Below are 6,360 nucleotides of genomic sequence, written 5' to 3' on the forward strand. Positions count from 1 at the left end.
CTCGGGGTTCAGCCAGTGCGCGTGCCGGCTGGCGGTCACCATGTGTGACAGCACGTCGGTGGCCGGGTCGCGGTAGTTGGTCCGCCCGTCGCCGAGCACCAGCAGCGAACTACTTGGGGACAGCACGTTCGGGTGTGCCTGGATGAACGAGACGAAGGCGTTGCCGTAGTCACTGTGGCCGTCGCGGGTGTACACGCCCGCTTCGCGGGTGATCCGCTGGATCGCGACCGCGAGGTCGGCATCCGGGCCGAACATATGGGTGACCTCGTCGCTGGTATCGATGAACGCAAAGACCCGAACACGGGAGAACTGCTGGCGCAGGGCGTGCACCAGCAGGAGAGTGAAGTGGCTGAAGCCGGCGACAGAACCGGAGACGTCGCACAACACCACCAGCTCGGGGCGGGCCGGGCGCGGCTTACGCAGCACCAGATCGATCGGCACCCCGCCGGTGGACATCGACTTACGCAGCGTCTTGCGCAGGTCGATCGCACCCGCACGGGCGCGACGCCGGCGCGCCGCCAACCGGGTCGCAAGCGTGCGGGCCAGTGGTTGCACGACCCCGCGCATCGACCGCAACTGCTCGCCCGAAGCGCGCAGGAACTCGACGTTCTCGGACAGTTGTGGGATCCCGTACATCTGGACATGGTCGCGGCCGAGCTGCTCGGCAGTGCGCCGCTTGGTCTCGGCGTCCACCATTTTCCGCAGCTGCGTGATCCGCTGGGCGGCAAGTGCTTTGGCAATCTGCTCTTGGGTCGGCGTGGGCTCGTCACCGTAGGGCGCCAGCAGCCCGGCCAACAGTTTGCCCTCCAACTCATCCAGCGCCATCGACTTGAGCGCCTGATACGACGAGTACGACGGCCCGCGGCTGGAGTTGTATTTGCCGTAGGCATCGACGATTTGGGCGATCATCGCGACCAGGCGGTCGTCCATGTCGGCGAGATCGGGGTTGTCGTTGAGCAGATCCAGCAGCATCTGGCGCATCGCCTCGACATCGTCGGGCGGCAACTGCACGTCTGGGTCGACGGCGCCCTCCTCGGCGACCGCCGCCCGGGTACCGAGCGCGGCCGGCCACCACAGGTCGAACATCGCGTTGTAGGTTTCGCGGTGCTCGGGCCGTCGCAGCACCGCGCACGCCAGACCTTCCCGCAGGATCTCGCGGTCACCGAGTCCGAGCACTCCCATCACCCGGCCGGCGTCCACGGACTCCGACGGACCGACTGAAATGCCTTGTGCGCGCAGCGCTTCCACAAATCCCACCAGGTGACCGGGTATCCCATGCGGGGCCAGCGGCTGGCTGGGGCGAACGCGGCGAACGGCCATCAGCGCGTGCCTCAGTTGAGCCGGAGCTCGGAGGTGGCGCGCTGGTGATCGGATTGGTGCTTGAGCACCACGCCCAACGTGGCGGCGATCGTCGCATCGTCGATGGTGTCCATGCCGAGCGCGAGCACGGTGCGCCCCCAGTCGATGGTCTCGGCCACCGACGGAAGCTTCTTGAGTTGCATCCCCCGCAATACACCGATGATGCGGACCATCTCCTCGGCGATGTGATCGGGCAGCTCGGGAACCCGGGACAACAGGATCCGGCGTTCCAGCGCCGCGCTGGGAAAGTCGATGTGCAGGAACAAACAGCGTCGTTTGAGCGCTTCGGACAACTCTCGGGTGGCGTTGGAGGTGAGCACCGTGAACGGGCGGAGCTGCGCGCTGATCGTCCCCAATTCCGGCACGGTGACCGCGAAGTCGGAAAGCACCTCCAGCAGCAGGCCTTCGATTTCGATGTCGGCCTTGTCGGTCTCGTCGATCAACAGCACGGTCGGCTCGGTGCGCCGGATCGCGGTCAGTAGTGGTCGAGACAGCAGAAATTCCTCGCTGAACACGTCCATCTTGGTCTGGTCCCAGTCACCTTGTCCGGCAGCGCTACCGGCCTGAATACGCAGTATCTGCTTGGCGTGGTTCCACTCGTAGAGCGCGCGCGCCTCGTCGACACCCTCGTAGCACTGCAGGCGGACCAAGCCGGCCCCGGTCGACTGCGCCACGGCGCGCGCGAGTTCTGTCTTTCCGACGCCGGCTGGTCCTTCCACGAGTAGCGGCTTGCCGAGCCGGTCGGCCAGGAAAACCGCGGTGGCGGTGGCTTTGTCGACCAGATAGCCGGTTTCGGCCAACCGCCGTTCGACGTCGTCGATGTCGACGAACAGCGGCGCAGGCCGCGCAGGCACACTCACGTTTGGGTTCTCCTCAGCGATGTCAGGCCGGACGGGTCTGGCCGTCTCCCCAACCGATCCACTTGGTCGAGGTCAGTTCAGCAAGCCCCATCGGGCCGCGGGCGTGCAGCTTCTGGGTGGAGATGCCGATCTCGGCACCGAACCCGAACTGCTCACCGTCGGTAAAGCTCGTCGAAGCGTTCACCATCACCGCGGCCGCATCGACACCTTCGGTAAAGCGCTGTGCAGCAGCCATGTTCGAGGTCACGATGGCTTCGGTGTGGCCGGTGCCGTATTCGTTGATGTGGGCGATGGCGGCGTCGACACCGTCGACGACTGCGACGGCGATCTCCATCTCCAGGTATTCGCGGCGCAGGTGGTCGTCGTCGGGATCGAGATGAACGGTCACACCGGCGTCTTGGAGCGCGTTGACCAGTCGCGGCATCGCCTGGTCGGCGATCGCCCGGTCGACCAGTAACGTTTCGGCGGCGTTACACACGCTGGGCCGACGGGTCTTGGAGTTCAACAGGATTCGCTCGGCCATGTCGAGGTCGGTGGCATCGTGCACGTAGACGTGGCAGTTGCCGACACCCGTCTCGATCGTCGGCACCTGCGAGTCGCGGACCACCGCGTCGATCAGGCCGGCGCCGCCGCGCGGGATGACCACGTCGACCAGTCCGCGGGCCTGAATCAGATGTGTGACCGACGCGCGGTCTTCCGACGGGATCAGTTGCGCGGCATCAGCGGGCAGGTCCTCCCCGCGCAGTGCGTCGCGCAGCACAGCGACCAGCGCCGTGTTGGAGTGCACGGCCGAAGCGCTGCCGCGCAGCAGGGCGGCGTTGCCGGATTTGAGCGTCAGACCGAACGCGTCGACGGTGACGTTGGGCCGGCCTTCGTAGACGATCCCGACCACGCCGAGCGGGACGCGCTGCTGGCGCAGGGCCAGCCCGTTGGGCAGCGTGTAGCCGCGTAGGACCTCGCCCACCGGGTCGGGTAGGCCGGCCACCTGACGCAGGCCCGCGGCGATGCCCTCGACGCGCTTGGGGTCCAGTGCCAGCCGATCGAGGATGGCGGTCGGCGTGTTCAGAGCCTGCGCCGCGTCGAGATCCTCAGCGTTGGCGGCCAGGATCCGGTCGGTGTTGGCGACCAGCGCGTCAGCGGCGACGTGCAGCGCTTGATCCTTGGCGACGGTCGGCAATGAGGCCAGAACTCGAGCCGCCACCCGGGCCCGGCGCGCCGCGTCATGCACCTGCTGGCGCACGTCGGTCGCCGAGAAGGCATGGACGCTCATTAACCCAGGGTAGCGGGCAATCTAGCACCGACTAGAGACGGCCCCAATGGGCGATGACTCACTGCGGCGGTCTTCGATGATCCGGCCAAATTCCTGCAGCAGTAAAGGTGTCCGGAGCACCAGATCTTCAATGTGCTCGCGATCGATCTCAAGTGCGGTCACTTCCTCCAGCGCATACGCGCCGGCCACGCTCGGCTGCCGGGTCAGCGAGCTCAACCCGAGGAACGAGCCTTCTTCCAGAAGGCTCAGCGGCGTCACCGATCCGTCCTCGTTGGTCGCGGTCCGCCGAATGCTGCCGTTGATCACGAACGTCATCGCCGTGGGCACTTCCCCGGCGTACTGCACGATTTCCTCGGCGCCGTAGCGAACCATCCTCGCGTGCGGGATCACCGATTGCTGATCGGTGACACTGAGCCGCAATGCGGGCGCCACGACACGGCGCATCGCCGCCTGGACCCGGGCCGGCGTGGAGAAGTCGTCGACCACGTCGTCAAGGTGCAGCCCCGCACGTCGGGCCGCATACCAAATCCACCGCAGGAAGGTCGCTTTGGCGGCGCCGTCGTCGGCGGGCGACTTCAACGCGATGCTGACCTGATACTGACCCGGACCAGCGACCGACGACGTCGGCACGACGTCGCTTTTGCGTTGGGGCAACGCACTTGCCACCCGCACCAGCAGACGACACACCCGGTCAGGGGGATCGGCGGGTGAGAACGCGGTGCTGATCGACAGCTTGTGCGCGCCCGGCGGGCGACTCATGTTGGTGAACGACGTAGCGGCCAGCACCGAGTTCGGTGTGATCTGCACGCCGTGGCCGGTCTGGATGTGCACGGCGCGCCAATTCGCTTCCACGATGCGTCCGCGGGCGGCCGGCGTGTCCAGCCAGTCGCCGATCCGGAACGGCTGTTCGAACAGCATGAACAACCCGGACACGATCTGGCCGACAGAGTTCTGCAACATCAGACCGATGACCACCGACGTCACGCCGAGTGCGGTGAACAGGCCACCGACCCGCACTCCCCAGACGTAGGACAAGATCAGCGCGAGACCCACTGCGATCAGCAAAAACCTTGTCACGTCCCGGAATATCGCCGGAACCCGTTTGCGCCACGAGCTTTCCGGCGCTCCCTCGAACACCGTGGCGTTGAGCCCCGACAAAACCAGCAACAGCAACACGAAGCCGAATATCGTCGCCAACACCCGCACTGAGTCGACGCGTGCGGGCACCTGCGCCACCTTGACCAGCAGTAGGAGCAACGCCGCCAGTGGCACCAGGTAGTTGCGCAGCAGGTCGACCGGCCGTGCCAGGGCGCTCTGTCTACGCGTGAGGAACTGGTGCCATTCGGTCAAACCGATCAGCAGCAGCGGTAATCCGACCGCCAGCCCGACGGCCCAGTACAACCACACCGGGTCGACGACGGTCATTTGCGGTCCGCCAATTTCCAGACCGGCTGTTCGGCGCCGCCGACCGTGACGGTCCCCGCGGCGGTGAATTGTCGGATGTCGCGCATCACCTCGTAGACGTCGGTGGTGACGAAGATTCCGGACTCGGTTGCTCCGCTGCGCATCTGGTGAGCCAGATTGACCGCAGCACCCCACAGGTCATAGATGACGCTGGATCTGCCGACCAGTCCGCTGATCACGTTGCCGGTGTTGACGCCGGCCCGGATGCTCAGGTGGTAACCCTTTCCGCTGTTGAACCGCTCGATGATGCGCTGCATCTCCACGGCGAAGTCGATGGTTCGGGCCACGCTGTCGAGCCGCGGCACGTTCAGCCCGCAGCTGGCGAGATACCCGTTGTGCACGGTGCGAATCGGCTCGACGCCGAGGGATTCGGCAGTCGAATCGAGTTCGCGTACGAGTTCGTCGATCGCCCCGACCAACTCTTCGCCCGACATGCCGTTCGAGATTTCGTCGAGGCCGATGATGTCGGCGAAAATCACGGTCACATCCTGGTGCTCCTGCGCGATGATCTGCTCGCCGTCGCGATACCGCTGCGCGACCGTTTCAGGCATCAGCGAAAGCAACAGCCGGTCGTTCTCCCTGCGCTGTTCGGCGAGCAGCCCTTCCTTGATTTCCAGATTGCGGCTCATCGCGTTGAAAGCGATTGTCAGATCGCCGATTTCGTCGCGGGTGGTGACAGGTATCGCGACGTCGTAGTGCCCGGCGCTGATCTCCTCCGCGCCGGCCCGCAGTCGCCGGATGGGTTCCACGAAGCGTTGGGCGATCAGCATCGCGAGCACACACAGCACGAAAACCAGGATCGCGGCGGTGACCACCGTCGTGCGAGCGAACGACGCCAGTCGTGAGTAGGCCTCTTCGCTGTCCCGGGTGGCCAGGATCGACCAGCGCAGATCTGAATTCGCAATAGCCACCGGGGCGTACGCGGCGAGTTCATGATCACCCAGGTAGCCGGTGTCCATGACAGTTCCGCTCTGCCCGCGTTGCGCGGCGCGGAACGCCTCAGTCTCTACGGGCTGCACCAGCGTGGTGCCGTGCCAGCGGATCGCCTTGGCGACAATGTCGGCCGGCGTCCCGGCCGCCACCGCGTCGCGCTGGTATTTCGCGGGGTCCTGCAAGAACAGCCGCGAATCGGACCGCATCAACCCGTCCGGGCCGGCCAGGTACGTCTCCGCCGTTGCACCCATGCCGGCGGCTTTCCAGTGCCGGTCGGCGGTCATGATCCGGTTGACCTTCGAGATCGGCAGCGGTAACGCCATCACCCCGTCCGTCCTACCCGGCGCACCTATCGGCGACACCAGCCACGCAATGGGCATTCCTCCGGATGCCTGAAACGGCTGGAAATCGGTGATCCAGACGAAGTCGACCGAATCTGCGTTCATGGCTTTTTCGTACGCATCTCGCAGATTC

General features: G+C 65.8%; 5 protein-coding genes. All 5 read right to left on the minus strand.

Features of this window, described 5'->3' with window-relative positions:
• On the minus strand, positions 1-1,320 hold a 1,320-nt coding region (locus tag AC2VOU_RS16530), incomplete at its 3' end, for a VWA domain-containing protein (RefSeq protein WP_486958347.1).
• An 11-nt stretch (positions 1,321-1,331) separates the two neighbouring features.
• The gene (locus AC2VOU_RS16535) at positions 1,332-2,219 is read right to left on the minus strand and encodes an AAA family ATPase (protein WP_486958348.1); all 888 of its coding nucleotides are present in this window, start codon (positions 2,217-2,219) and stop codon (positions 1,332-1,334) included.
• Between the two features lie 22 nt (positions 2,220-2,241).
• Positions 2,242-3,489 carry a glutamate-5-semialdehyde dehydrogenase gene (locus AC2VOU_RS16540; protein ID WP_486958349.1) on the minus strand — a complete coding sequence of 416 codons (1,248 nt, stop codon included), beginning with the start codon at positions 3,487-3,489 and terminating at the stop codon, positions 2,242-2,244.
• 21 nt (positions 3,490-3,510) lie between these two features.
• Complete coding sequence (locus AC2VOU_RS16545) at positions 3,511-4,914, minus strand: mechanosensitive ion channel domain-containing protein (protein WP_486958350.1); 1,404 nt, start codon at positions 4,912-4,914, stop codon at positions 3,511-3,513.
• The coding region (locus AC2VOU_RS16550; RefSeq protein ID WP_486958351.1) for an adenylate/guanylate cyclase domain-containing protein at positions 4,911-6,360 on the minus strand (1,450 nt) is incomplete at its 5' end. The genes AC2VOU_RS16545 and AC2VOU_RS16550, both read right to left, overlap by 4 nt.

Source organism: Mycobacterium sp. TH-M25 (assembly GCF_057473665.1).